This window comes from Streptomyces amakusaensis (assembly GCF_039532665.1).
GTDB lineage: Bacteria > Actinomycetota > Actinomycetes > Streptomycetales > Streptomycetaceae > Streptomyces > Streptomyces amakusaensis.
The window spans coordinates 221,745-245,532 of sequence record NZ_BAAASB010000007.1 but is presented as its reverse complement, the minus strand read 5'-3'; the positions used below and the strand labels follow the sequence as shown (position 1 = coordinate 245,532).

Annotated in this window: 25 protein-coding genes and 1 pseudogene; 4 read left to right on the top strand and 22 right to left on the bottom strand. The window is 70.8% G+C overall.

The window, feature by feature from the left end; all coding sequences use genetic code 11:
• The 6 genes from tgmA to ABD371_RS15120 all read right to left on the bottom strand — a co-directional run bounded on the left by tgmA (window position 1) and on the right by ABD371_RS15120 (window position 4,153).
• Entirely contained in the window at window positions 1-261 is a 261-nt protein-coding gene (gene tgmA / locus ABD371_RS15145) for a putative ATP-grasp-modified RiPP (RefSeq protein WP_344476973.1), read from the bottom strand.
• 163 nt (window positions 262-424) lie between these two features.
• Window positions 425-1,486 carry a JmjC domain-containing protein gene (locus ABD371_RS15140; RefSeq protein WP_344476970.1) on the bottom strand — a complete coding sequence of 354 codons (1,062 nt, stop codon included), beginning with the start codon at window positions 1,484-1,486 and terminating at the stop codon, window positions 425-427.
• Window positions 1,483-1,617: a hypothetical protein gene (locus tag ABD371_RS15135; protein ID WP_344476968.1), complete on the bottom strand. Its 135-nt coding sequence runs from the start codon at window positions 1,615-1,617 to the stop codon at window positions 1,483-1,485. The genes ABD371_RS15140 and ABD371_RS15135 overlap by 4 nt, the downstream gene beginning before the upstream one ends.
• A gap of 77 nt (window positions 1,618-1,694) precedes the next feature.
• On the bottom strand, window positions 1,695-2,336 hold the full coding sequence (locus ABD371_RS15130; RefSeq protein ID WP_344476966.1) for an ATP-binding protein: 642 nt from the start codon (window positions 2,334-2,336) through the stop codon (window positions 1,695-1,697).
• Window positions 2,323-2,763: a hypothetical protein gene (locus ABD371_RS15125; RefSeq protein WP_344476964.1), complete on the bottom strand. Its 441-nt coding sequence runs from the start codon at window positions 2,761-2,763 to the stop codon at window positions 2,323-2,325. Before ABD371_RS15125 ends, ABD371_RS15130 begins: the two co-directional genes overlap by 14 nt.
• A 136-nt stretch (window positions 2,764-2,899) precedes the next feature.
• Window positions 2,900-4,153 carry a helix-turn-helix domain-containing protein gene (locus ABD371_RS15120; protein ID WP_344476962.1) on the bottom strand — a complete coding sequence of 418 codons (1,254 nt, stop codon included), beginning with the start codon at window positions 4,151-4,153 and terminating at the stop codon, window positions 2,900-2,902.
• An 87-nt stretch (window positions 4,154-4,240) separates the two neighbouring features.
• On the opposite strand from ABD371_RS15120, the gene ABD371_RS15115 reads away from it, so the two are divergent.
• Window positions 4,241-4,720, top strand: coding sequence for a hypothetical protein (locus ABD371_RS15115; RefSeq protein WP_344476960.1), 480 nt, complete (start codon window positions 4,241-4,243; stop codon window positions 4,718-4,720).
• Between the two features lie 50 nt (window positions 4,721-4,770).
• Here ABD371_RS15115 and ABD371_RS15110 read toward each other — a convergent pair whose 3' ends face one another.
• Together ABD371_RS15110 and cutA are read right to left on the bottom strand one after the other, a co-directional pair.
• Window positions 4,771-5,415 carry a dihydrofolate reductase family protein gene (locus ABD371_RS15110; RefSeq protein WP_344476958.1) on the bottom strand — a complete coding sequence of 215 codons (645 nt, stop codon included), beginning with the start codon at window positions 5,413-5,415 and terminating at the stop codon, window positions 4,771-4,773.
• Between the two features lie 208 nt (window positions 5,416-5,623).
• Window positions 5,624-5,950, bottom strand: a complete 327-nt coding sequence (gene cutA / locus ABD371_RS15105; RefSeq protein ID WP_344476956.1) for a divalent-cation tolerance protein CutA — start codon at window positions 5,948-5,950, stop codon at window positions 5,624-5,626.
• Between cutA and ABD371_RS15100 the strand changes: the two genes are divergently transcribed.
• Window positions 5,837-6,286: a transposase gene (locus ABD371_RS15100; RefSeq protein ID WP_344476954.1), complete on the top strand. Its 450-nt coding sequence runs from the start codon at window positions 5,837-5,839 to the stop codon at window positions 6,284-6,286. The two genes, cutA and ABD371_RS15100, sit on opposite strands and share 114 nt — an antisense overlap.
• Here ABD371_RS15100 and ABD371_RS15095 read toward each other — a convergent pair.
• From ABD371_RS15095 to ABD371_RS15075, 5 genes are all read right to left on the bottom strand, one after another.
• Window positions 6,238-6,876: a DUF6518 family protein gene (locus ABD371_RS15095; protein ID WP_344476952.1), complete on the bottom strand. Its 639-nt coding sequence runs from the start codon at window positions 6,874-6,876 to the stop codon at window positions 6,238-6,240. The genes ABD371_RS15100 and ABD371_RS15095 overlap by 49 nt on opposite strands.
• Window positions 6,877-6,946: 70 nt before the next feature.
• Window positions 6,947-7,150 (bottom strand): hypothetical protein, encoded by a 204-nt coding sequence (locus ABD371_RS15090; RefSeq protein WP_344476950.1) that lies wholly within the window; start codon window positions 7,148-7,150, stop codon window positions 6,947-6,949.
• Window positions 7,151-7,273: 123 nt separating this feature from the next.
• Window positions 7,274-7,453 carry a hypothetical protein gene (locus ABD371_RS15085; protein ID WP_344476948.1) on the bottom strand — a complete coding sequence of 60 codons (180 nt, stop codon included), beginning with the start codon at window positions 7,451-7,453 and terminating at the stop codon, window positions 7,274-7,276.
• Between the two features lie 35 nt (window positions 7,454-7,488).
• A complete protein-coding gene (locus ABD371_RS15080; RefSeq protein ID WP_344476947.1) occupies window positions 7,489-7,917 on the bottom strand; it encodes a hypothetical protein in 429 nt (142 codons plus the stop codon).
• 133 nt (window positions 7,918-8,050) lie between these two features.
• Window positions 8,051-9,076 carry an RNA polymerase subunit sigma-70 gene (locus ABD371_RS15075; protein WP_344476945.1) on the bottom strand — a complete coding sequence of 342 codons (1,026 nt, stop codon included), beginning with the start codon at window positions 9,074-9,076 and terminating at the stop codon, window positions 8,051-8,053.
• 89 nt (window positions 9,077-9,165) lie between these two features.
• On the opposite strand from ABD371_RS15075, the gene ABD371_RS15070 reads away from it, so the two are divergent.
• Window positions 9,166-10,107 (top strand): LysR substrate-binding domain-containing protein, encoded by a 942-nt coding sequence (locus ABD371_RS15070; protein ID WP_344476944.1) that lies wholly within the window; start codon window positions 9,166-9,168, stop codon window positions 10,105-10,107.
• A gap of 22 nt (window positions 10,108-10,129) precedes the next feature.
• Here ABD371_RS15070 and ABD371_RS15065 read toward each other — a convergent pair whose 3' ends face one another.
• From ABD371_RS15065 to ABD371_RS15045, 5 genes are all read right to left on the bottom strand, one after another.
• Window positions 10,130-12,574, bottom strand: coding sequence for an ABC transporter permease (locus ABD371_RS15065; protein WP_344476942.1), 2,445 nt, complete (start codon window positions 12,572-12,574; stop codon window positions 10,130-10,132).
• On the bottom strand, window positions 12,571-13,257 hold the full coding sequence (locus tag ABD371_RS15060) for an ABC transporter ATP-binding protein (protein ID WP_344476940.1): 687 nt from the start codon (window positions 13,255-13,257) through the stop codon (window positions 12,571-12,573). The genes ABD371_RS15065 and ABD371_RS15060 overlap by 4 nt, the downstream gene beginning before the upstream one ends.
• Complete coding sequence (locus ABD371_RS15055) at window positions 13,254-13,820, bottom strand: PadR family transcriptional regulator (RefSeq protein WP_344476938.1); 567 nt, start codon at window positions 13,818-13,820, stop codon at window positions 13,254-13,256. The genes ABD371_RS15060 and ABD371_RS15055 overlap by 4 nt, the downstream gene beginning before the upstream one ends.
• Before the next feature lie 84 nt (window positions 13,821-13,904).
• A complete protein-coding gene (locus tag ABD371_RS15050) occupies window positions 13,905-14,168 on the bottom strand; it encodes a type II toxin-antitoxin system antitoxin (RefSeq protein ID WP_381733146.1) in 264 nt (87 codons plus the stop codon).
• A complete protein-coding gene (locus tag ABD371_RS15045) occupies window positions 14,114-15,079 on the bottom strand; it encodes an SPFH domain-containing protein (protein WP_344476934.1) in 966 nt (321 codons plus the stop codon). The genes ABD371_RS15050 and ABD371_RS15045 overlap by 55 nt, the downstream gene beginning before the upstream one ends.
• Window positions 15,080-15,378: 299 nt before the next feature.
• Here ABD371_RS15045 and ABD371_RS15040 point away from each other — a divergent pair, with 299 nt between their 5' ends.
• Window positions 15,379-17,652: a transglycosylase domain-containing protein gene (locus ABD371_RS15040; RefSeq protein WP_344476933.1), complete on the top strand. Its 2,274-nt coding sequence runs from the start codon at window positions 15,379-15,381 to the stop codon at window positions 17,650-17,652.
• Window positions 17,653-17,747: 95 nt separating this feature from the next.
• Here ABD371_RS15040 and ABD371_RS15035 read toward each other — a convergent pair whose 3' ends face one another.
• From ABD371_RS15035 to ABD371_RS15020, 4 genes and pseudogenes are all read right to left on the bottom strand, one after another.
• Window positions 17,748-19,211: a catalase gene (locus tag ABD371_RS15035; protein ID WP_344476932.1), complete on the bottom strand. Its 1,464-nt coding sequence runs from the start codon at window positions 19,209-19,211 to the stop codon at window positions 17,748-17,750.
• 145 nt (window positions 19,212-19,356) lie between these two features.
• Window positions 19,357-21,232, bottom strand: a pseudogene (locus ABD371_RS15030) (SpoIIE family protein phosphatase).
• 345 nt (window positions 21,233-21,577) lie between these two features.
• Window positions 21,578-22,258, bottom strand: a complete 681-nt coding sequence (fomD, locus tag ABD371_RS15025; RefSeq protein WP_344476930.1) for a cytidylyl-2-hydroxypropylphosphonate hydrolase — start codon at window positions 22,256-22,258, stop codon at window positions 21,578-21,580.
• A 44-nt stretch (window positions 22,259-22,302) separates the two neighbouring features.
• Window positions 22,303-23,700 carry a class II fumarate hydratase gene (locus ABD371_RS15020; protein ID WP_344476928.1) on the bottom strand — a complete coding sequence of 466 codons (1,398 nt, stop codon included), beginning with the start codon at window positions 23,698-23,700 and terminating at the stop codon, window positions 22,303-22,305.
• Window positions 23,701-23,788: the final 88 nt, after the last annotated feature.

Sequence of the window (23,788 nt, the reverse complement as noted above, 5' to 3'; positions counted from 1 at the left end):
TCAGTCCTGCTGCGAGTCCTGGTCATGCCCCTGGTCGGGGGTCGAGTCCAAGTTCGTGCTCGTCTTGGTCTCGGTTCCCTTGCTGGTGCCGTGCTTGCCCATCTCGACAACCTGTCCGGCGTGGTCGCGGAACACGCCGAGCTGCGTGGTGGGGTCGACGGTGACCGTGGTGTGCGGGCAGTGGACGGTGGTCGGGTACGGCGCGAGGCGGCTGACGCCCCACGGGCGGGCGAGGGCGGGCTGTTCAACGGAGGTGGTCATGAAGGCTCCTCATGTGAGGCCTGAAGGTGGTGGTGCGGTAAGCGCTGCACGATGTGCGGGGGCCGCGTTCAAAGCGTGGAACTGAACACCGTTGCGCTTGACCACAACGGCATGGCGGCACCGGCCGTGGTGCCACTGCCCGAGCGGAGGTCCGGCCAGCGTCTCAGCCCACCCCGGCTTGGTGTCGCCGGACCGCGACGATTCCCCCGGCCATGAGTTCTTCGACGACCTTGGCCACCTGGCCTCGCGTCAGACCGGTGCTGCGGGCGAGGTATTTGATCCGGTGTTCGGCGCGGTCGGTGAGGAGTTCGAGCAGGGGGAGTACTGCGGGGGCGAAGGTCCAGGTCCGGCCGGCGGCGGTCAGTCGGGCCTTGCCGTCGGGGGTGAGGCCGAGGGTGTGGCGGGTGGTGAGCAGTCGTGCGTGGAGGTCGGGGTCGGTGGCCGGGATTCTGGTTGTGTACGGGTGGCTGGGGCGGGGGCGTACGGGTGCGTGGGCGTCCTGGTGCTGGAGGTAGCGGTCGATCAGCGTCCCGTCCGTCAGCGCGTTGGTGAGGAGTTCGCGGAGTCCGTCGACGGTTCGCTGTTTTTCCTGGGGCGTTCCGAAGCTGGGGAGGTCTTTGCGGAGCAGTTCTTCGGGGAGTTCTGTGATCCAGGTGATGAGGTCGGCTCCGGTGGTGGGGGTGATGGCGCAGGTGAGGTGGAGGGATTGGCCGTCTTCGGGGGGTGTGGGGTGGGCGTGCCACCAGCCGCGTGGGAGGTAGAGGAGGTCTCCGGGGGTGAGGAGGTGGGTGGCGGTGGGTTCCCACGGCGGGGGGACCTCGGTGTCTCGGGCGGTGGGGTGGTTGAGGGTCGGGCGGTAGATTTTCCAGCGCTTCATCCCGCCGGCCTGGATGACTACGGTGTCGTGGGCGTCCCAGCGGGGGTGGGTGGCGGTGGCGGTGCAGGAGGCGTGCAGGTCCACCCGGATCCGGGTGCGGAGGGTGGCTTCCAGGCTGTCGGCGAGGTCTTGTGTTCCGGGGTGGAGTTCGTCGAACGACTCGATGGTCAGTGTGGTGCCGTAGGTGAGGCGTTGGTGGTGGGCGAGGGTGTCGTTCAGGTCGTCCCAGGTGGGGAGCCCGGGGAGGGACTTCGCGTCACCGGGGAGGTATCGGTAGGTGCGTCCGTATGTCTGCGTGAGGAAGTCCTCGCCGAGGCGCGTGACGACCGGGTGGGGTGCGGCGGTCATGTGTCCCGTCCTGTCGCGGCGTCCTTGACCATGTGCTCCAGTTCGGCCACGCACATCTCGCACCCGTACATCCCTGCCTCCAGTCCTGCGGCGGTGATGGGTCCGAGCCGCAGCACGGGTATCTCGGACATGCGGCAGTAGAGCCAGCACATACCTGTGCTCCACTCCTGGTCGTCCCGGCCATTCCACGTCCCGGTCGCGACCCCGCTCACAGCACCTGCCGTCCGGGCTGCTCGCGGCTCTTCGGCGGGATGTCCAGCTCGGCCCAGACCCGCTTCCCGGTGACGACCCGTTCGGCGCCCCACCGGGAGGCGAGCGCGTCGACCAGGATCAGTCCCCGGCCGTGGACCTCGCACTCGCCCGCCGCCGTCGGGCATGGGGGAGGGAGTTCGCGTGAGGTGTCGGTGACCACGAGCCGTACGGTGGAGGGGCCGGTGCGGGTGAGGGAGACGCCGACCTGCTCCGTTGCGGTGTGGGTGACCGAGTTGGTGACGAGTTCCGTGACGAGGACGGCCAGGTCGTCCGCTCCGTGGGCGAGTCCCCAGGTGTCGAGGTACCGGGCGGTATCGGCGCGAGCGAGTCCCGGGGCGTGGACGGTTGAGAGGTAGACCCGGCGGTGACGCTCGGGGTGCATGGGGGAGGCGGGCATTCTCACCAGTGGTACTTCCGGCTCGGCGGGCACGGGGTCGGGCGGTACGGGTTCACCGCTGGGGATGGGCAGCCGGTTCCGTATGTCGGCCAGCCCGGCGAGCATCCTGGTCAGCAGGTTCCGCGAGGGGGGTGCCCACCCGCCGGCCGGGGGGACGGTGGCCCGCATCTCGGCGGTCGCCGGGTGCCTAACGTTCGTCATGTCTGCGCTCCTGAGCGCGTGGGTCGACCGGGGCTGTGGCTGCCGCCGGGGATTCATGACGATCGGCTGGAAGGCACACCGCGAAGACATCGGTGTGGTCCAAAGCGGCGGACACGCCCGGGTCGTCAGTGACGACGCCGTCGATCAGAAGCGCGGAGATCAGCCCGGTGACCGCTGGCCACATAGGGCGGTCGGCAACTGGGCTTTCGGAATCCGCCGGATCAACATGAGCGGCCACGACCACCCAGTCGCGCGCCTCGGCGTAGGTGTGAAACCTTGCGATCATGAGGGGCGAGCTGGTGTAGAGCGCAACCCGGATCCGGGTGACACCGCTGCTCAGAGTCTCCGAACCGGGCTGGAGCGGTATGCCGCTCGCCGCGTCAGCGAGGCGGCGGCGGCGAGCACGCTGCTGTCCTGTGGGGGTCATAGGAACACGATCCCGTCGCCCTGCCCGCGCGTGAAGAAACGCCCCGTACGGCTGGACGAACCGTCAGGTTCGCCACTCGTACGAGGCGTGCGACTCTTCAAGCCTCAACGGCGTTCGTCTGTAAGCAGCGTACGAGTCAGAGGGCGGTACGCCGGTTGGCCGGGGGGAAACCGCCCGGGGCGGGCACCACCCCGATCAGCTCGGAGACACGGCGCAGCCTTGCCGTGCTGCCTTGGCTGACCCGCTGGACGATCACTGATGGCAGTGCCTGATGACGTGCCCACTGCGGCGCTGCGAGCAGAGCCTTTTCCAGCGTCTCCAGGGACTTGTCCCACATCTTCGCGTCGGCCTGCGCCAGAGCCTTGTCCATGGCGTACCGGTTCCGTGCCGCGCCCGACAAAGCGCTCTCCTGCGCCGGAGTGATGTCCGAGATCAGGTCCAGCGCCTTTCCGGTCTGGCCCAGAGCGAGCGTGATACCTACAGCCTGCGTAGTAGCGGTCACCGGTCCGAAGACGGTTCCATGGGACCGGTGCTCCGATCCCATGCGCGCCCCTGTGGCGTGCGACTGGGAGAGATAGTCAGCCGCTCGGTCCTTGTTTTCCAACCGGGACGCGACAACAGCAGCGAAGTTCACATGCGACCCGTAGGCCACGAGCTGTTCCGTGGTCGCGGTCGAGAACCGTGGCTCGATGTCGACCGCAGCCCGCTCCGCCAGGACCATCGCGTCATGCAGGCGGGCGTCCCGCAAATACACCCAGGAGCGCCCTGACAGGACCAGTGCCGGCCGAAGACCGTCTCCAGCCCTGTCGGCGGCCTGCTGCGCGTGGCCGATGGCGGCGTACGCCAGATCTCGGCTGCCGATCAGGTTGGCCACATAAGCAGCGAGCCGATACGCGTCCGCGAGCAGCCCCCACGCTTCCGCCTGTTCGCCGGTGGGCTGATCGTGGAGACGCGCCGCAGCTTGCTCTATCAAGGGCTGCGCCAACGCCCCTGCTTCCAGGTACTCCCCACGCCAGTAGGTGTCCCAGCACCTCGCCGTGGTCTCCCGCAGCTCCTCGATGGCCGGGCTTGCGACATTGGGCGGCAGCACTCCGGCTGCGATGTCGTGGACAGTCCGGGAGAGGTCCCGGAGCATCGCTCTGTCGGCGATCCGCATGCTGCGGCGCGGTGCTTGCTGGCCCAGGATGACGGACGTATCGACGCCGAGGGCGTCCGCGATCCGCATCAGGGTGCGCAGAGTCAGACGTTTGTCCTGCTCGGCCTGTTGGATGGTCGGCAACGAAAGGTCGGTCATTTCGGCGAGGTCGGATTGCAGGATCCCCTCGCCCCTCAAGGCTTTGATCCTCTGCCCGGTGGTGTAGTCACTCCACTGCGGCATGCTGGTCTCCATTCCTGGCATCCACTGGGAACGATACTCCGGAAGGGCCTTACATCATCCGGTTGTTGATCCCTTCCACTGTCGAGCTGAGGAGTGGATATGACGACCCTGGCCGTGACCGGACACATGGACCTGGCCGCCGAAAGCGTGCCTGCGGTGAGGGCCGCGCTCCGCGACCTCCTCGTCGGACACGACGACCTCACGGGCGTGTCGTGCATCGCAGCCGGCTCCGACTCCCTCTTCGCGGAGGAGCTGGTGGCCGCAGGCGGCCGGCTGGTCGTTGTGATCCCGTCGCAGGACTACCGGGCCAGGAAGGTGAAGCCCGCGCATGCCCCGGTCTTCGACCGTTTGGTCGACGCGGCCGTGGAGGTGGTGACGCTGCCGCACGAGTCGGCGAACCGGGACGCGTACGAGTCGGCCAACGCAGAGCTGCTCAGGCGGGCGGATCGGCTCGTCGCGGTGTGGGACGGCGGTCCGCCGTCCGGGAAGGGCGGGACGGCGGACACGGTGGAGCTGGCCAGGGCGGCGGGGGTGCCGGTGGATGTGGTGTGGCCGGAGGGGGCCGCGCGCCGGGGGTGATCCGGGTGGGGCGGGTGGTCACGGGTCCGGGCGGCGGCCCCGGGGGTGGGTCACTTTCGCCAGAACAGGTGGTGTGTCACTCCGCTGGGGCTGGGGACGACATCCAGGTGGAAGCGGTCGAGCAGCTCGTCGGGGGACTCCCAGAGCCGGACCCCGGAGCCGAGCTTGATGGGGGAGACGGCCACGTGGAGAGTGTCGACGAGGTCGGCGTCGAGGAACTCCCGGATGGTGGTGGCTCCGCCGCCGAGGCGGATGTCCTTGCCCTGTGCGGCCTCGCGGGCCTGTTCGAGGACGGTGGCAGGGTCGGCGTCGACGAAGTGGAAGGTGGTGTCGGAGAGCGTGATCGAGGGACGCTGGTGGTGGGTCAGGACGAACACCGGGGTGTGGAACGGGGGCTCGTCACCCCACCAGCCCTGCCACTCGTGGTTGAGCCAGGGCCCGCGCTGGGGGCCGAATTTGTTGCGGCCCATGATCTCGGCACCGATGTTGCGGCCGTAGTCCCGCGTGAAGTGGTCGTCCAGGCCCCGGCTGCCCCCGGGGTCGGTGCGCATGGGCCAGCTGGCGGTGGCACCGGCCCAGGCGAACAGCCTCTCGGGCTCGACATGGCCGAACGGTCTCTCCAGGGTCTGGTCCTCACCGGCACCGATCCCGTCGCTCGATACGTTGAAGTTCTGGACTCGCAGCAGCTGAGCCATCTGTTCCTCCTGTGTTGTCGGACCGGATTCAAGGCGCGAACTCGGCATGCTGCACTACGTTCTACGCGAGAACCGCATGTGACGACCGGAAGGCATCAGGAATGTCGGACGGCACCGAGCAGTCTCGCCGGGCTGAAGACGCCTTCGGCTCGGGCCCTCGCGGATGCGGCTCTCGGGATGACCTCGGTCGAGTGGCAGAAGGTGTACCTCACATGACCCGGGTCTCCGCCGCCGCCCACTCCAGGTAGGCCGCCGACCCTCCTGTCACCGGGACGGCGATGACCTCGGGGGTGTCGTAGTCGTGGTGGTCGAGGATGAAGGCGGTCAAGGACGGCACCAGTGAGCCGCGCGTCTTGAAGTCGATGCGCCATTCCTGGTCGTGCTGGATCTTCCCCTCCCAGCGGTAGACCGAGGAGACGGGGTGGAGCTGGGCGCAGGCGGCGAGGTGTTCGGTGATGGCGGCGTCGGCGAGGGCGCGGGCCTGGGGCTCGGTGGCGGTGGTGGTGGTCACGAGGGCGAGGTCGGCGGGTGTCATGGGGGGCAGGGTAGAGGGCGCTGGGACGTGTATCGAAAGTGGATCCTGAGCGGGAGGCGATCTCGTTTCGTGGCACGTGGAGATCTGGCGGATGCGCAATGGGCGCTGCTGGGAACGCTGTTGCCGAAGGGCGAGAAGTCCGGACTGCCTCCGATGCGGGCCAGGCGGCAGCTGATCGACGGTATGCGGTTCCGGGTCCGCACCGGCGTCCCGTGGCGGGACCTGCCCGTCGAGTACGGGGCGTGGGGCCGGGCGGGTGACCTGTTCCGCCGGTGGTGGAGGCAGGGTCATACCGATGTGAGCAGACCGTTGAGGATGGCCTTCTCGGCGAGGTAGAAGGCGAGACCGCCCACGGGAGCGAGCGCGGCGCACAGCCAGTACCGGCGTGCCCCGGTGCGTGCCAGATAGACGGTCAGGAGAGCGGTGAGCAGCACGCCGGCGGTCAGGAAGGCGACCGCTTCTCCCCAGTAGCGAAGCCCCAGCCCCAGCCAGCCCCCCTCGCCCAGCACCACCATCGCGACAACCGCCCCGGCCACCGGCCGCAGGTCGCCCCGCCCTCGTCGTACGGTCCACCCCGCCCATCCCAGCAGGGGCCCTCCGATCAGCCCCGCCACCGACCACACGGCGGCGGTTCCGAGCGCTCCGCTCCCGAAAGTGCCTCCGAGGGCGGACGCCGCGTAGTAACCGCCGCAGGTGGCGAGCATCATCAACGCCCCGCCCCAGACGGCGAGCCGCCGGCCGCGGATCAGCGCACCGGCCGCGGCGGTCCAGATGATCCAGGTGGACGTCGAGTTGGTCAGCCGATCCAACACGGGTGTCGTCCCGTGCAGGCCGTACGTCGCCCAGCCGAGCAGCAGTCCGAAGGTGCCGGTCGCGGCCAGGACGATGACGGGGGAGTCGCGACGGGATGCGGTCACAGAAGCCATGCCCCAGGACTATACACATGATGTATACGCTCGATGTATAGCTGTGGGAAGGGTTCCGGGCGTGCGTCGGTCACTCGCCCCTGTGCGACGCATGCCCTCGCCCCTCCCGCCCGGGGCGGCGGATGCGGACGAGGTTCGCGTCGAGGTCGACGTGGAAGGGGGGTTCCTCGGCGGGGCGGACGTTTTTGCGGACGCGTTCCTGTTCGAGGGCGTGTTTCTGGGCCTGGGCGCCAGGGGTGATCTCCTGGAAGAGCTCCGTGCCGGCGGAGGTCATGCTTTTTGCGTTTGCGCCAGTAGATCCAGCCGCGCGCTTCCGCCCGCAACAGAAGGCGGTCGAGGAGGAACAGGGCCGCGCCCAAGGCGCACAAGCCGGCGATGACCTGCCACGCCGTGCTCGTCATGTCGGATGAACTCGGCGGGTTCGGCCGGAGGTTCCCGTACCGCCGTCGGGATCGCGGCCGAAGGCGGCGGAGAGGACGTCGGGGAGGTCGGGGAGGTCGGCCTCGGGGACCGTGGCGCGGATCTCCTTCTCGGCCCGGCCCGTGAACCGGCGCACGACCTCGCACGGGAAGGGCATGACGGGGATGCTGTCACGCCCTTCCCGTGCGATGTCTAGCGAATTCGGGTCATCACGGACTCGTAGCCGCCGCCGCCCGGGTAGACCCAGGAGCCGGCCAGGGTGTCGCCGTCGGGGCTGAAGGCGCCCTGGTAGTAGGCGGGGGAGCCCTTTTCGCCGCCCCAGATGGTGAGGGTGTCGCCGTCGGGTTCGTAGACGTAGTCGAAGGTGTGGCCGAGGCTGTCGTAGAAGCGGGACTTGATGTCCTCGCCGGGCTCGTCCGAGCCGAAGGGCTTCTCGCGGCCGATGACTTCGAGGCCGGTGACGCGTTGGCCGTACTGCGTCATGTCGATGTCCTGGAGGAGGAAGAAGCCCCCTTCGAGCCAGCGGTAGGTGACGGTGCCTTCCACTCCGCCGGTCACGCGCCAGGTGCCGGTCAGGCGGTCGAGGCGCTGGAGGGAGGCGTCGGGGCGGGGATGGGACATGGGGGCGGGCCTTTCGCCGGGGCCGGAATGCCGGCGCGGGGTGCGGCGGCGTTCATGTGACGGGTGGGGCCGGGAGAAGGAATCGGTACGGGAGTGTGGTGCGCGTCACAGGACCTGCGTCACGGGACCCGCGTCACCCGGGGAGTCCCTGGCCGAAACGGGGGAGCAGCTCCGGGCCGAAGGTGGTGATCTCGGCGATCAGGCCGTCCTCGACGCGGAGGACGTCGATGTTGACGGGGGAGAAGGAGTGCTCGCCGGGGCGGCGGACATGGTTGGCCACGGCGGGCATCCGGTTCAGGGTCAGCGGGACCGAGCGCCAGTCGCCCCAGGCGTTCTCGCCCGCCAGGACCGGACGCCACAGGTCCAGGATCGCGGCGCGGCCCTCGAAGACGAGATGGGCCGGGGGCATGGTCTGCCGGGCGTCCTCGCGGAGCAGCTCGGAGAGGGCGGAGAGGTCGGCCCGCCGGGAGGCGGCGACATAGCGCCGCAGCAGGGCCCGTTCGGAATCGCTGGGGGTGGTCGCCGCGCCCCATTCGGCGCGGCGCGGGGGCAGCTGTTCGCGGAGGGTCGCGCGGGCGCGCTGGAGGGCGCTCTTCACGGACGCGACGCTCATACGGAGGGTCTCGGCGGTCTCCGGGGCGGGTGCGCCGACCACGTCGCGGAGGATCAGCACCGCGCGCTGCCGGGGCGGGAGGTGCTGGATCGCGGCGAGGAACGCCAGCTCGATCGTCTCCCGGGCGATGGCGGCGGCCTCCGGTCCGCCGTCGGCGGGGGCCGCGAGGTCCAGCAGCTCGTCCGGGTAGGGCTCCAGCCAGGTCACCTCGGCCACGGCCGAGCGGGCGGGGCTGCCGGAGGCGTCGAGGGCGGACGTCACCTCGCGGCGGCGGGCGGGGGCCGCCAGTACGTCCAGGGCGGCGTGGGTGGCGATGCCGTACAGCCAGGCGCGGAACGTCGACCGGCCCGCGAAGTCCGCGCGCTTGCGCCAGGCCCTCAGCAGGGTCTCCTGCACCAGGTCCTCGGCCTCGGTGAAGGAGCCCAGCATCCGGTACAGATGGACCCGCAGCTCATGGCGGTACCGCTCGGCCAGCTCGGCGAAGGCGCTCTCGTCCCCCGCGCGGATCACCTCCGCCGACGGCTCCCCGGCCCCGGACCCACCCATATGCGCCCCCGCGATCCCGCTCGTCCGTCGACGGGAGCCGACGAGAGCCTACGATGAGAAGAAGGATTCTTGATCGGAGGAGGCTATCAATGAGCGGGGTCGCCCGGGGCAAACAGCCCAGCGTCGCCCAGCTGCGCGCCTTCGCGGCCGTCGCCGAGCATCTGCACTTCCGGGACGCCGCCGCCGCGATCGGCATGAGCCAGCCCGCGCTCTCCGGGGCCGTCTCCGCACTGGAGGAGGTCCTCGGCGTACAGCTGCTGGAGCGCACCACCCGCAAGGTGCTGCTCTCCCCGGCCGGGGAGCGGCTCGCGGTCCGCGCCAAGGCCGTCCTCGAAGCCGTCGGCGCGCTGATGGAGGAGGCGGAGGCGGTCCGCGCCCCCTTCACCGGCGTGCTGAGGCTCGGGGTGATCCCCACCGTCGCGCCCTATCTGCTGCCGAATGTGCTGCGGCTGGTGCACAGCGCCTACCCGGACCTCGATCTCCAGGTGCACGAGGAGCAGACCTCCTCCCTGCTGGAGGGGCTGACCGGCGGGCGGCTGGATCTGCTGCTGCTCGCGGTCCCGCTCGGGGTCCCCGGGGTCACCGAGCTGCCGCTGTTCGACGAGGACTTCGTCCTGGTCACCCCGCAGGACCACTGGCTCGGCGGGCGGGAGGATCTGCCCCGCGAGGCCCTGCGGGAGCTGCCGCTGCTGCTGCTCGACGAGGGGCACTGCCTCCGTGACCAGGCGCTCGACGTCTGCCGGGAGGCCGGGCGCGGGGAGGACACCCCCGTCACCACCACCGCCGCCGGGCTCTCCACCCTGGTCCAGCTGGTGGCCGGCGGGCTCGGGGTGACCCTGCTGCCGCGTATCGCCGTCGAGGTGGAGACGGGCCGGGGAGGGCTTCAGACGGCGTACTTCGCCGACCCCGCCCCCGCCCGCCGGATCGCGCTGGCGATGCGCACCGGGGCCGCCCGCCAGGACGAGTTCGAGGAGTTCGCCGCCGCGCTGCGGACCTCCCTGCGCCCGCTGCCGGTCCGCGTCCCGGACTGAGCGGCGAGGCAGGGCGTACCGCTCACTCCGTACGCAGCCCGTCCGGCCGCATCATCCGCCACAGCGCCGGCAGGCTCAACACCGTCACCAGCAGAATCACCCCCACCGCCGTCGCCGACACCGGCAGGAACATCCACCAGTCCACCATCGGCTTGCCCGTCAGCCTCAGCATCACCACACCGAGCACCAGCCCGCCCGCCACCGCGACCACGGTCCCCAGCGCCACCGGCAGCGCGGTCTGCCACAGCAGCGACCGGGCCAGCGTGGAGCGCCGGGTGCCGAACGCCACCAGCACCGGCAGCAGCCGGCGGCGCTCCCGCAACTGCTCGATCTGGGAGACCAGCATCGAGACCGCGATCAGCGCCATCGTGCCGGTCGCGCCCGCCAGGAGCCCGTTGTGGATGCTGGCGTACTTCTGGTCCCGCTCGGGCATCCGGACCGTCCACACCTGGAGCAGGGGATCGAGCCGGGAGGCCGTGTCGCGGATGTGGTCGTGCGCGTGGGGGACGTTCTCGTCCGAGGTGACCAGCGCGGTGGTCGCGCCCTCGGTGAGCCGGGCGGGGTCGAGCGCGCCGGGGGTCGCGTAGATCCCCTCGTACTCCCAGCTCACACCGTCCCCCGGGGGAGCCTTCACGGTCCGGGTGCCGGAAGGGAGCCGCCAGACGTCCGGCTCGGCCCCGGCTCCGGCCCCGGTCTCGGGTCTGCCGCCCGACAGCGTCAGCCGCTCGCCGTCGCGGGCGGCCCGTTCGAGCCAATCCGTCTCGGACTGGCTCCAGCTGTTGTTGACGATGAAGGTGTCGCCGTCGGCGCAGGAGCCGATCCCGGCCAGCTTCCGCAGCACCGGGCAGTCGGCGACCACCAGCGAGGCCGCGGGCCAGTGCTCCGGGGGCGAGTCCGGGGCCTGGTCGGCGGGGCGGGTCGAGGGCCGGACCCAGGAGCGGATGAAGCCGATCGCCTTGCTGACCCCCGGCGTCCTGCTCAGCTCGTGGTTCATCCGGGCGGCGAGTTCGCTGCTCGGATACCCGGCGGATATGTCCACCCTGCTCCACATCGGACCGCCCGCGCTCCGCCGGGAGGCGTCGTGCATGCCCGCGAAGACCATCTGAAGGGCTATGGCCCCGGCCACCGCGACCAGGATCCCGCTCACCGCGCGCCCGGCCGAACCGCCCCGGAGCTGGAGCCCGCGCACCGCCAGCTGCCAGGAGACGGGGCCGCCCCGCAGCCGGGACACCACCGCGTCGACCACCCAGGGGAAGAGCGCGGTGACCCCGAGGAGCACCAGGATCGCGCCGCCCGCCAGCGGCAGCGGATGGACGATCCCCGTCGTGTACCCCGGGGTGACGGTGCGTTCCGCCGTCAGCAGCACCAGCACCCCCGCCGACGGCAGCACCAGCCGCCACCACAGCCGCCGCCGGCGCGGAGCCGATCTGCGGACGACGCCGAGCGGCTCGATCAGCACCGAGCGCAGCGTGATCAGGGTGACGACGACGGACACCACCGGAACGGCGAGCAGGATCAGCCCGCCCAGCGCGGGCACCGGGACCACGTCCGAGGGGAAGGCGCTCAGCCCCCAGATCCGTACCGAACCGGCGAAGAGCCGGGCCGTCGCGAAGGTCGCGACGCCGACGGCCAGCCCCAGCGCGGAGCCGAACAGCGACTCGCCGACGGCGATCCGGCGGATGGTCCTGGAGTCGGCCCCGATCAGCCGGAGGGCGGCGAGTCTGGAGTCCCGGCGGTCGCCGCAGAACCGGACGCTGGTGCCGATGAAGACGGCGACCGGGGCCAGCAGCACCACGGAGATGAGGGTCGCCAGGGCGGTGAGCATGGGGTCGACCGGCCCCATCGCCATTCTGCTGCGGCCGTAGCCGTCGCTCCGCTGGCCGCCGCTCTCCGCGGTCAGGGTCGAGCTGCCCGCGTAGAAGAAGCGCTCCCCGGGGTCGATCAGACCGGCCTCCCCGATGACGCCGATCACCCGGTAATCGAGCCGGCCGCCGGCCAGCGAGCTGCCGTCGGGCGAGGCGAGGAGGTCGGCCAGCGCGGGGGAGACGAGCATCTCGCCGGGGCCCGGCATCCGGTCCACCCCCGGCGGCAGCGCGGGCCGGTCGCCGTCCGCCCGCAGCAGCCGTCCGCCGATGACGCTGTCGCGGTACTCGGTGGAGACGTTCAGCCACACCACCGTCGAGTCGGAGCGCTCTATCCGCTCGGTCGGCGTCTCCCAGTTCTGGGTCCGGGCGTGCATCCGGTCCTCGCGGGCGCTCATGATCTGCGGCAGCGAGGCGGCCATGAGCAGCAGCGCGACCCCGAGCCCGACCCCGGTGGCGGTCAGCGCGTTGCGGATCCAGCCCTCACGGCCGCCGAACGCGCCGAAGCGGATCCCGAGCCCGATGTCCCGCAGCCGTGACCGGATCGGGCCGAGTTCCTCCCGTACCGGAGGAGTGATCGCGTCGGCCTCGTTCAGCAGGGTCATACGGTGTGGTCCACATCCCGGGTCCGTCCGTCGCGCACCACGATCTCGCGGTCCGAGTAGGCGGCCACCCGGGGCTCGTGGGTGACCAGCACCACGGCGGCGTTGGAGGTGCGGGCGGCGTCCGTCAGCAGCTGCATCACCCGCTCGCCGCTGTAGGTGTCCAGGGCCCCGGTGGGCTCGTCGGCGAAGACCACCCGGGGCGAGGTGACCAGCGCGCGGGCGACCGCGACCCGCTGGCCCTGTCCGCCGGAGACCTCGCTGGGGCGCTGATGGCCGATGTCCTCGACCTCCAGCCGCTCCAGCCACTGGAGCGCGGTCAGCTCGGCGGCCCTGCGCCGCACCCCCGCCAGCCGCAGCGGCAGCGCCACATTCTCCGTGCAGGTCAGCTCGGGCACGAGCTGGCCGAACTGGAAGACGAAGCCGAACTCGGTCCGCCGCAGCGCGCTGCGCCGGGCGTCCGTCATGGCGACGAGGTCGTGCCCGTCGTAGCGGAGCGTCCCGGAGTCGGGCGGGACGATTCCGGCGAGGCAGTGCAGCAGGGTCGACTTGCCGGAGCCCGAGGAGCCCATCACGGCGACGACCTCGCCGGGGTGGATGGAGAAGCAGGCCCCGTCGAGCGCGGTGGTGCGGCCGTAGGCCTTGTGCAGGTCCTCGGCGACGAGGAGCGAGCCCGCGGGGATCATGCGCCTGCCTTCTTCGGGTCGTCCGGCCCCGGTCGGCCGGCCGCGCCGATCTCCGAGGCCAGCCGGGAGAGCCTGGCCGAGGTCAGCTCCAGCCAGCGCAGATCCGCCTCCAGATGGAAGAGCGCGTGATCGCAGATGAGCTGGTCGGCGAGGTCGCCCTGGCGCTTGCGGTCGGTGAGGATCCGCATCAGCCGCAGATGCTCGGTGCGCTGGAGATCCAGCAGCTCGGCGGCGCTGCGGCCGGTGAGCAGCGCGAGGACGACCTTGGTGTACAGGGTCGACTGGAGATAGGGCTCGGGCTTCTCCGGCTGGGCGAGCCACTGCGAGACATCGGTGACACCGGCCTCGGTGATGGCGTAGCGCTTGCGCTCGGGACCGCCGCCTGCCTCGACGCCGTCCACGGCGACCAGGCCGTTCTTCAGGAGCCGGGACATGGTCGAGTAGACCTGGCCGTAGTGGAGCGGCCGGTCGTGACCGAACTTCTCGTCGAAGGCGCGCTTGAGGTCGTAACCGTGGCGCGGACCGGACTCCAGAAGCGCGAGGAGGGTGTGGCCGATGGACATGCCCAGCACTGTACGGGGTGTGTATAGCGCGCACACAGACGACCGAGGGGACCCGTGCGACACCGTGACACAGGTCCCCGCCGCTCACTTCTCGGGCGGTTTGGGCGGTCGCCCGCGCCGGCGGATGGGGGCGGCGGCGCCGGGCAGCCGTCCGGCGTCGGCCAGCGCCTTCCGCAGCAGGAACTCGATCTGCGCGTTGGCGCTGCGCAGTTCGTCCGACGCCCACCGGGCCAGCGCCTCGTACACCGCCGGGTCCAGCCTCAGCAGTACCTGTTTGCGCTCGGGGGGCGGGGTCACTGGTAGAGCGTGCCCGTGTTGAGGACCGGCTGCGCGGAGCGGTCGCCGCAGAGCACCACCATCAGATTGGAGACCATCGCGGCCTTGCGCTCGGTGTCCAGCTCCACGATGTCCCGTTCGGTGATGCGGTCGATGGCCTCCTCGACCATGCCCACCGCGCCGTCGACGATCAGCCGCCGGGCCGCGACGACCGCCCCGGCCTGCTGGCGCTGGAGCATCGCGGAGGCGATCTCCGGGGCGTACGCGAGGTGGGTGAAGCGGGACTCGATGATGTGCACGCCCGCCGCCTCGACCCGGGCGCGCAGCTCGGTCGCGAGCGTCTCGGTGACCTCTTCGGCGTTGTCCCGCAGCGAGAGGGCGTCCTCCTCGTGCGCGTCGTACGGGTACTCGATCGCGATGTGCCGGACGGCGGCCTCGGTCTGGCTGGAGACGAACTCCATGAAGTCGTCGACCTCGAAGAGCGCCTGCGCGGTGTCCTCGACCCGCCACACCACGACGGCGGCCAGCTCGATCGGATTGCCGTAGGCGTCGTTGACCTTGAGCACGGCGGTCTCGTGGTTGCGCACCCGGGTGGAGATCTTCTCGCGGGAGGTCAGCGGGTTGACCCAGCGCAGACCGTCGGTCCGTATGGTGCCCCGGTAGCGGCCGAAGAGCTGGACGACCCGGGCCTCGCCGGGGGCGACCATGTTGAGCCCGCCCATCGCGAAGACCGCGGCGAGGCCGACGGCCACACCGGCGACGATCAGGCCGACCTTCAGCCCGGCCGCGGACGCCGCCGCGCCGGCGACGACGAGCACGATGCCCGCGGCGAGGCCGACCAGCCCGAGCAGCAGGGCGAGCCCGCCGCCGATGCTGTGGGCCGCGAACTCCCTGACGCGGGGCGTCGCCGTCCGCGCCGTGCCGCTGTCCGCCGTGGTGCCGGTGTCAATGCCTGTGCCTGTGCCTGCGCCTGTGTCGGCCATGCCGTTCCCCCGTCTTCCGTGTGGTGCCAAGTGCTAGCAATGTGATTACACATTAATCCTTCTCGCAACCTTGTGCACCTCTCGTGAGTCGGTTCCAGGGAACGAGGTGCTGATTGTCACGTCGGGAAAGTCCGGATCGGTCGACCTTTGTCGTAGCGGCCGGTGCTAGTTTTCTGAGCTGCTCATGCGCGCGGGGTATTCGGTGGAGCGGGGTGCCGACGGCGGGCAGAGAAGATCACGGCGGCGGTACGGCACCTGTGGACGAGACCGAAGAAGCGAAGAGCGGAGCGGAACGAGCGATGGGCCGAGCTGAGGCGCGGAAGGCGCGGGAGCGCGGGGCGCGGGAGACCAGACGGGCCGGCAAGCCCAAGGGCATACGGCGCTTCTTCACCTGGAAGAAGGTCCTGGGCACATTCCTCGGGATCTGCCTGCTCGCCATGGGCGCGTTCTACGCCGTCTATGTGATGGTCCCGGTGCCGAAGGCCAACGCCGAGGCCGAGCTGCAGAGCAATGTCTACAAGTACCGGGACGGCTCGATCCTCGCCCGCACCGGTGAGCGCAACCGCGAGATCATCGGCCTGGAGAAGATACCCAAGGACGTCCAGGACGCCTTCGTCGCCGCCGAGAACAAGTCCTTCTTCAAGGACCACGGGGTCGACCTCAAGGGCACCGCGCGCGGTCTGCTGAACACCGTCACCGGCAAGGGCAAGCAGGGTGGCTCGACCATCACCCAGCAGTACGTCAAGAACTACTACCTGAACCAGGACCAGACGGTGAGCCGCAAGCTCAAGGAACTGGTCATCTCGCTCAAGGTCGACGACGAGAAGAGCAAGGAAGAGATCCTCGCCGGGTACATCAACACCAGCTACTACGGCCGCGGGGCCTACGGCATCCAGGCCGCGGCCCAGGCGTACTACCGCGTCGACGCCGAGAAGCTGACCCTCTCCCAGGGCGCGTATCTCGCGGCCCTGCTCCAGGCTCCCAACCAGTACGACTGGGCCATCGCCACGGAGAACGGCAAGGCCCTGGCCAAGGAGCGCTGGGCCTACGCCCTGAACAACATGGTCGAGGAGGGCTGGCTGGAGGACTCCGTGCGCGACGCGCAGAAGTTCGCGGTGCCCAAGGCCCCGCAGGCCGCCCCCGGCATGGAGGGCCAGGTCGGCTATCTGGTGGAGGCGGCCAACGCCGAGCTGGCGCGCCAGGGCATCGGCGAGAAGGACATCAAGGCCGGCGGCTGGACGATCACCCTCAACGTCGACAAGAAGCGCCAGCAGACGCTGGAGCGGGCGGTCAAGGGCGAGCTGGAGAGCAAGCTCGACCGCAAGGGCAACAAGAAGCACGCCACCGTCCAGGCGGGCGCGACCTCGGTGCACCCCGAGACCGGCGAGGTCCTCGCCCTCTACGGCGGCGTCGGCGCGACCGAGCACTGGCTCTCCAACGCCACCCGCCGCGACTACCAGCCCGCCTCGACCTTCAAGCCCGTGGTGCTCGCCACCGCGCTGGAGAACGAGTCGCTGACCCAGGACGAGCTGCCGATCGGTCTGGAGACCCTCTACAACGGCGACAGCAAGCGCCCGGTCGAGGGCAGCGACATCGCCTTCGCGCCCGAGAACATCAACGACAAGGACCACGGCGAGATCACCGTCCAGGAGGCGACCAACAACTCGGTCAACTCCGTCTACGCGCAGATGATCGTGGACGCGGGCCCGGCGGAGACCAAGAAGACCGCGCTCGCGATGGGCATGCGCGACGGCGCGGGCTGGCCCGCCCAGCCCGCCATGTCGCTCGGCACGATGAACGCCTCCACCTGGGACATGGCCGGGGTGTACGCGACCTTCGCCAACCACGGGAAGCTGATCACGCCGACCATCGTGAAGTCCGCGGAGCACGAGGTCCGTGAGGCGGAGCTGAAGGATCCCGCCTCCGACGAGGCCATCAGCCGGGGCACCGCGGACACCGTGACCCGCTCCCTGGAGGGCGTCGTCCAGGAGGGCTCGGGCATGGCCGCCGCGGGCGCCTACCAGGCCGCGGGCAAGACCGGCACCTCGGAGAACAACAAGTCGGCGTGGTACGTCGGCTACACGCCCAAGCTGGTCACGGCCGTGGCCCTGTTCGGCGAGCGGCCCGACGGCACCAGCCAGGTCACCCTCACCGACACCATCAGCGAGGGCCGGGTCAACGGCGGCGCGATCCCGGCCGAGATCTGGAAGGCGTACACCACCGGAGCCCTCGGGGCCGACGCGAGCGCCAGGTTCGACCTGGACGTCAACGCGCCCGTGAAGACCAAGCCCTCGCCCACCGCCTCGTCCTCGGCCCCCACCTCGCCGCCCCCCTCGCCGACGACGTCCGCGACCCGGGAGGAGGAAGAGGAGGAGCCCGAGGAGGAGACGAGCGCGGTGACCTCCCCGCCGGCGACCTCGTCCGCCCCTCCGACGGAGCCCTCGCTGCCGCTGCCGACCCTGTCCACCTCCGGCCGGCCGAGCGAGACCTCGTCCTCCTCGCCGCCCGCGACGGGCGGGCCGGGAGCGACGGGCCAGCCAGGCGGAGCCGCGGCCGGCGGCCCCGGCCGCTGACCCGGACACCCGAACAGAGCGACGACCGCGCCCGTGCCCCCGGAATCCACCGGGGGCACGGGCGCGGTCGTGGTTTCCGGGGCCGCTCCCGTGGATCAGCCGCCGTTCACCTGCTTGGCGATCCGGTCGCCGGTCTCCTTGTCGACCTTGCGCCAGTACTGGAAGGCCCGCTCCAGGACCGGCCGGGAGACTCCCTGGCTCAGATGCCCGGCGACATTGGAGACCAGCCGGTCCCGGGCCGCCCCGTCCATCACCTCACGGACCAGCGTGCCCGCCTGCCCCCAGTCGTCGTCCTCGGAGCGCAGCGTGTACGCCGCGCGGACCATCTCGCCCGCGCTGGCCCACCCCGCCGGTGTGCCGAAGTGCTCCACGTCGGCCGCCGGCCCGCCGAAGGAGTTCGGCGCGTACGGCATCGACGCGTTGGACGGGAAGTACCGCATCGAGCCGTCCTTGGCGTAGGAGTTCACGCCCGAGTGCGGCCGGTTCGGCGGCAGCTGGCTGTAGTTCGTGCCGATCCGGTACCGATGGGCGTCCGGGTACGAGAAGAGCCGGCCCAGCAGCATCTTGTCCGGGGAGGGGCCGATGCCCGGCACCAGATTCGAGGGCTCGAAGGCGGCCTGCTCGATATGGACGAAGTAGTCCTCCGGGTTCCGGTTCAGCGTGAAGCGGCCCACGTCGATCAGCGGGTAGTCGCCGTGCGGCCACACCTTGGTCAGATCGAAGGGGTTGAAGCGGTAGTCCGGGGCGTCCTCGAAGGGCATGATCTGCACCTTGAGGCTCCAGCTCGGCGCGTCGCCCGACTCGATCGCCTCGTGCAGATCCCTGCGGTGCCGGTCCGCGTCGTGCCCGGCCAGCTCGTCCGCCTCCGCCTGCGGGAGGAAGTCGATGCCCTGGTCGGTCTTGAAGTGGTACTTCACCCAGAACCGCTCACCGCCGCCGTTCACCCACAGATAGGTGTGCGAGCTGTAGCCGTTCATGAACCGGTACGACCTGGGGATGCCCCGGTCGCCCATCAGCCAGGTGACCTGGTGGGCCGTCTCGGGGGAGAGGGTCCAGAAGTCCCACTGCATCTCGTTGTTCCGCAGCCCGGTGACCGGATGGCGCTTCTGCGAGTGGATGAAGTCCTGGAACTTCTGCGGGTCCCGGACGAAGAAGATCGGCGTGTTGTTGCCGACCATGTCGTAGTTTCCGTGGTCGGTGTAGAACTTCAGCGCGAAGCCGCGCGGATCCCGCCAGGTGTCCGGGGAGCCCTGCTCGCCGGCGACCGTGGAGAACCGGGCCAGCATCTCGGTGCGCCTGCCCGGCTGGAAGAGATCGGCCTTGGTGTACTGGCTGATGTCCTGGGTGACCTCGAAGAAGCCGTACGCGCCCGCGCCCTTGGCGTGCACCACCCGCTCCGGGACCCGTTCACGGTTGAACTGGGCCATCTTCTCGATCACATAGTGGTCGTGGAGCAGGATCGGGCCGTCGGGGCCCACGGTGAGCGAGTGCTCGTCGCTCTCCACCGGGATCCCGGCGTTGTTGGTCGTGTACGCGACCTTGGGGGATGACTCGGTCACGAGCGTCCTCCGTCCTTGAGGGATGAGGGTGCTGTCGCTTCGGCCGTGTTCCCCAGTCAACGCCGCCGACACGTTGTCGGCAACATTTGAGCGCCGGTGCGGGCTCTCCCCGCACCGGCGCTCACATGTGTCTTTCCGCGGCCTCCTAGGGCCGGGTCGGCAGCTCGAACCAGACGACCTTGCCGCTGGAGAGCCGGGTCGCGCCCCACCTCCGCGCCAGCCGGTTCACCAGGAAGAGCCCTCGCCCGCCCTCGTCGGTGTCCCGCGCCTTGCGCTGTCTGGGCAGCTGCGGGGAGTCGTCACCGACCTCGCAGCGCAGTACGTCGGTCTTCAGCAGCCGCAGGGTCACCGGCCGCTCCGCGTACCGCACCGCATTGGTGACCACCTCGCTGACCAGCAGCTCCACCGCGTCGCTCAGCTCCTCCAGACCCCATCGGGCGAGCGCCCTGCGGGCGAGCCGCCTGGCCCGGCCCGGAGCGGCGTCCTCCGGCTCCAGGAACCAGTAGGCGACGTCACTGGGCGCGATCCCGTCGAAACGGGCCGCGAGCAGCGCGATGTCGTCGTCCCGGTCGCCGGGGCCGAGCATGTCCAGGACGTCGTCGCAGAGCGCCTCCAGCGGCGGCGAGTGGTCCGGGCCGGTGAGCTGGGCGGCCGCGGCCAGCCGCTCCCGCAGCTGCTCGATGCCGGTCCACACGTCCCGCAGCCGGGACTCCACCAGACCGTCCGGTGTACAGCAGCAGGGTCGCGCCCGCCGGAGCGTCCAGCTCCACCGCCTCGAAGTCCACCCCGCCGACACCGATCGGCGCGCCGGGCGGCACCCGCAGCACCTCGGCCCGCCCGCCCAGATGCAGCAGCACCGGCGGCGGATGGCCCGCGTTGGCGATGGTGATCCGGTGCGATACCGGGTCGTACACCGCGTACATGCAGGTGGCCATCCGGTCGGTGCCCAGCCGCTGGGCCTGCTCGTCCAGATGGTGCAGCACCTCCTGCGGCGGCAGATCCAGACCCGCCAGGGTCTGCGCCGTGGTCCGCAGCTGGCCCATGATCGCGGCCGAGGTCATCGAGTGGCCCATCACATCGCCGACGACCAGCGCCACCCGGCTGCCGGGCAGCGGGATCGCGTCGTACCAGTCGCCGCCGACCCGCGCGGTCTCGGCGGCGGGCAGATACCGCGAGGCGAGGCGCACCCCGGTCGGCTGCGGCAGCGAGTCCGGCAGCATGGTGCGCTGGAGCTCGTCCGCGATGTACGCCTCCCGGCCGTACAGCACCGCCTTGTCGATGCCGAGCGCGGTGTGGGTCGCCAGCTGGGCGGCGACCAGCAGATCATTGGGCTCGAACGCGGGCCGGTCGGGCCTGCGCAGGAAGACGGCCGCGCCGATCACCCGGCGCCGGCCGCGCAGCGGAGCCAGTATGGCGCGATGGCCGTTGGGCACCGTACGGTCCGCGCCGAGCAGCTCGGGCAGGGCCGCCCGGGCCGCGGCGGAGTCGCCGAAGACCGGCCGCACCCCGCGCAGCACCTCGGAGAGCGCCCCGCCGGAGCGCACCTCGCACAGCTCGGCGGCCGGGGTGAGGTCGTTGTGCGGATCGATGACCGGGATCGCGGAGGCCGCGCCGAAGTCGGCGATGTCTTCGGCTAAACGCAGCCGGTCGGTACGGCGCAGCCGTAGCACGAACGGCGAGACCGGGCGCTCGTCGCCGACCGGCAGCGGGTCGCGCAGATAGACCAGGATCGCGTCGGAGAAGGTGGGCACGGTGGCCCGGCACAGCCCCAGCACGATCTCGTCCAGGTCTATCCCGCGGGCGATCCGACGGGTGGCGGCGCCGACGAAACGCAGTCGGTCCCCCTCGCGCCGGGCCGTCGCCGCGAGATCCTGGAGATCCTGCGGCGGCCCGTTGGGCGCGGGGACGGCCGGCCCGGGCACGGCCGTGGCACCGGCCGCCTCGGCCCGGGGCCGGGTGCGTTCCTGCGGCCGGGCAGCCAAGGGCTGCCGGCCTTCGTGGGAGGTGGGCTGCTCCGTCACGCGTGGGCTTCCGTCCGTCTGGGCCGGGTGTGCGATGCAAACGCCTCGTGAGGCGGTATACCCGCTCTACGGGTGGCGTCGACAGGGTGGCGGGCATCCGGCACGGCTCCACCCCCTAGAAGTGACTCGTGATGACTTGCGGTCAGATCCGGTGCTGCGCTCAATGATTACCGAACACCTGCCGAACGGCGCAGCCTGCGGACGACGATCCTACGTTTGCCCCCAGGGGGCGTATCAAGAGTCTCACGACGCCGTATACGCCGGAGCGTCTTCCCGTACGGGAGTCGGACATCTTGCGCGGGCCGCCCGGCGGCCCGCCCGGACCCGGCCGGGCCCCGGCACCGCTCATGACGCCAGCCGGGCCGGGACACGGCTCCAGTCCTCGGGCAGCTCGGGCACCCGCCACGAGGGATCGGGCCGCCACTCCTCCCAGCCGTCCGGGAAGGGGCTTTCCCAGGCCCTGATGGCCGCGACCGCCGCGTCGCCCGCCTCCCGCACCCGGCGGGCCTTCTCCGGGCCCATCAGCCCCACCCGCTGCGCCTGCTCGAACTCGTCCTCGTCCCGCCAGAGCCAACTGCGGTCGGGGTAGACCGAGATGTCCAGAAAATGATCCTCGGAGTCCACTCCGCCAGCCCATCGGGTACGAGGCTCCTCCAGGTTGACGTACCAGCTGCGGAACTCCCAGCCGGCGTCCCAGAAGAGCCAGACCGACCACGGCACCCCGGGCCGGGCGAGCTTCAGCACCCCGTTGCCGAACCAGCGGTCCCGCACGATCTTGCGCGGGGCCGTGTAGCGGGTGGCGAGGGGCTGCTGATGGACGGGGGTGCCGTCGGCGAGGACCGGTTTGACGCACTCCGTGCCCGGGGCCATCCACACCGCGAGTATCTCCTCGGTGTCCTGGACAACGGTCACGGGACGGCAGATGTCCACGTGTTCACGCCCCGAGCGGTCCGGGGCATGGCCGCGATAGCGCCAGAGGATGTGGTCCCCCGGGCTCCAGCGTGCGGTGCGATCCGTGCCTGTCATGAGCAGATATTAGGAGTACCCGTCCGTTCGCGCAGCGACGCGGATCACGGGCGCGTCATCCGGAGCACGTCCAGGGCCTGATCGAGCTGCTCCAGAGTGAGGTCCCCGCGCTCCACGTACCCCGATTCCAGGACGACTTCACGGATCGTCCGGCGCTCGGCGAGCGACTTCTTGGCGACCTTGGCGGCCTCCTCGTAGCCGATGTACTTGTTGAGCGGGGTGACCACGGACGGGGAGGACTCGGCGTACTCCCTGGCCCGTTCGACGTTGGCGGTGACGCCGTCGACGGTACGGTCCGCGAGCAGCCGGGAGGCGGCGGCCAGCAGCCGGATCGACTCCAGCAGATTCCTGGCGATCACCGGGAGCATCACGTTCAGCTCGAAGTTGCCGGCCGCGCCGGCGATCGCGACGGTGGTGTCATTGCCGGTCACCTGGGCGGCGACCATCAGCACCGCCTCGGGGATCACCGGGTTGACCTTGCCGGGCATGATCGAGGAACCGGGCTGGAGGTCGGGGAGATTGATCTCCGCGAGGCCGGTGCGCGGTCCGCTCGCCATCCAGCGCAGATCGTTGGCGATCTTGGTGAGCGAGACGGCGACGGTCCGCAGCTGGCCGGAGGTCTCCACCAGCCCGTCCCGCGCGCCCTGCGCCTCGAAGTGGTCGCGGGCCTCGGTCAGCGGCAGCCCGGTGGCGCGCGCGACCTCGGCGATGACGGCGGCCGAGAAGCCGGGCGGGGTGTTGATCCCGGTGCCGACGGCGGTGCCGCCCAGGGGCAGTTCGGCCAGCCGGGGCAGGGCGGAGCGCAGCCGCTCCACCCCGTACCGGATCTGCGCGGCGTAGCCGCCGAACTCCTGGCCCAGGGTGACCGGGGTGGCGTCCATCAGATGGGTCCGCCCGGACTTCACGACCTCGGCGAACTCGGCCGACTTGCGCTCCAGGGCGGTCGCGAGATGCTCCAGCGCCGGGATCAGGTCGGCGGTCACGGCGGCGGTGGCCGCGATGTGGATCGAGGAGGGGAAGACGTCGTTGGAGGACTGCGAGGCGTTCACATGGTCGTTGGGGTGGACCGGGCGGCCCAGCCGCTCGGTGGCCAGCGTCGCCAGCACCTCGTTGGTGTTCATGTTGGACGAGGTGCCCGAGCCGGTCTGGAAGACGTCGACCGGGAAGTGCTCGTCCCAGCGCCCCTCGGCGACCTCGTCGGCCGCGCCGGCGATGGCGTCCGCGATGTCCTTGTCGACGACTCCCAGCTCCGCGTTGACCCGGGCGGCGGCGCCCTTGATCCGGGCGAGCGCCTCGATGTGGGACCGCTCCAGCCGCTGCCCCGACACCGGGAAGTTCTCCACGGCGCGCTGTGTCTGAGCCCGCCACTTGGCGTGCGCGGGCACCCGGACCTCGCCCATGGAGTCGTGCTCGATGCGGTGGTCGTCGCCGGCGTCGGTCATGGCCGCTCTGCCTCCTGGCTGGGTCCGGTACGGGGCGCACCCCCGTACCGAGCTTGAGCATTCGTCGTGACGAGCCTATTCCCATCTT

What these genes read in the sequence shown, in the direction of transcription:
- ABD371_RS15085 (WP_344476948.1), bottom strand. Translation starts at nt 7,453, where the DNA reads ATGCCCTTCCCGTGCGAGGTCGTGCGCCGGTTCACGGGCCGGGCCGAG.
- ABD371_RS15070 (WP_344476944.1), top strand. Translation starts at nt 9,166, where the DNA reads ATGAGCGGGGTCGCCCGGGGCAAACAGCCCAGCGTCGCCCAGCTGCGC.
- ABD371_RS15130 (WP_344476966.1), bottom strand. Translation starts at nt 2,336, where the DNA reads ATGACGAACGTTAGGCACCCGGCGACCGCCGAGATGCGGGCCACCGTC.
- cutA (WP_344476956.1), bottom strand. Translation starts at nt 5,950, where the DNA reads ATGACACCCGCCGACCTCGCCCTCGTGACCACCACCACCGCCACCGAG.
- ABD371_RS15110 (WP_344476958.1), bottom strand. Translation starts at nt 5,415, where the DNA reads ATGGCTCAGCTGCTGCGAGTCCAGAACTTCAACGTATCGAGCGACGGG.
- ABD371_RS15135 (WP_344476968.1), bottom strand. Translation starts at nt 1,617, where the DNA reads ATGTCCGAGATACCCGTGCTGCGGCTCGGACCCATCACCGCCGCAGGA.
- ABD371_RS15115 (WP_344476960.1), top strand. Translation starts at nt 4,241, where the DNA reads ATGACGACCCTGGCCGTGACCGGACACATGGACCTGGCCGCCGAAAGC.
- tgmA (WP_344476973.1), bottom strand. Translation starts at nt 261, where the DNA reads ATGACCACCTCCGTTGAACAGCCCGCCCTCGCCCGCCCGTGGGGCGTC.
- ABD371_RS15125 (WP_344476964.1), bottom strand. Translation starts at nt 2,763, where the DNA reads ATGACCCCCACAGGACAGCAGCGTGCTCGCCGCCGCCGCCTCGCTGAC.
- ABD371_RS15040 (WP_344476933.1), top strand. Translation starts at nt 15,379, where the DNA reads ATGGGCCGAGCTGAGGCGCGGAAGGCGCGGGAGCGCGGGGCGCGGGAG.
- ABD371_RS15045 (WP_344476934.1), bottom strand. Translation starts at nt 15,079, where the DNA reads ATGGCCGACACAGGCGCAGGCACAGGCACAGGCATTGACACCGGCACC.
- ABD371_RS15065 (WP_344476942.1), bottom strand. Translation starts at nt 12,574, where the DNA reads ATGACCCTGCTGAACGAGGCCGACGCGATCACTCCTCCGGTACGGGAG.
- ABD371_RS15095 (WP_344476952.1), bottom strand. Translation starts at nt 6,876, where the DNA reads ATGGCTTCTGTGACCGCATCCCGTCGCGACTCCCCCGTCATCGTCCTG.
- ABD371_RS15020 (WP_344476928.1), bottom strand. Translation starts at nt 23,700, where the DNA reads ATGACCGACGCCGGCGACGACCACCGCATCGAGCACGACTCCATGGGC.
- ABD371_RS15140 (WP_344476970.1), bottom strand. Translation starts at nt 1,486, where the DNA reads ATGACCGCCGCACCCCACCCGGTCGTCACGCGCCTCGGCGAGGACTTC.
- ABD371_RS15060 (WP_344476940.1), bottom strand. Translation starts at nt 13,257, where the DNA reads ATGATCCCCGCGGGCTCGCTCCTCGTCGCCGAGGACCTGCACAAGGCC.
- ABD371_RS15055 (WP_344476938.1), bottom strand. Translation starts at nt 13,820, where the DNA reads ATGTCCATCGGCCACACCCTCCTCGCGCTTCTGGAGTCCGGTCCGCGC.
- fomD (WP_344476930.1), bottom strand. Translation starts at nt 22,258, where the DNA reads ATGACAGGCACGGATCGCACCGCACGCTGGAGCCCGGGGGACCACATC.
- ABD371_RS15090 (WP_344476950.1), bottom strand. Translation starts at nt 7,150, where the DNA reads ATGACCTCCGCCGGCACGGAGCTCTTCCAGGAGATCACCCCTGGCGCC.
- ABD371_RS15120 (WP_344476962.1), bottom strand. Translation starts at nt 4,153, where the DNA reads ATGGAGACCAGCATGCCGCAGTGGAGTGACTACACCACCGGGCAGAGG.
- ABD371_RS15075 (WP_344476945.1), bottom strand. Translation starts at nt 9,076, where the DNA reads ATGGGTGGGTCCGGGGCCGGGGAGCCGTCGGCGGAGGTGATCCGCGCG.
- ABD371_RS15080 (WP_344476947.1), bottom strand. Translation starts at nt 7,917, where the DNA reads ATGTCCCATCCCCGCCCCGACGCCTCCCTCCAGCGCCTCGACCGCCTG.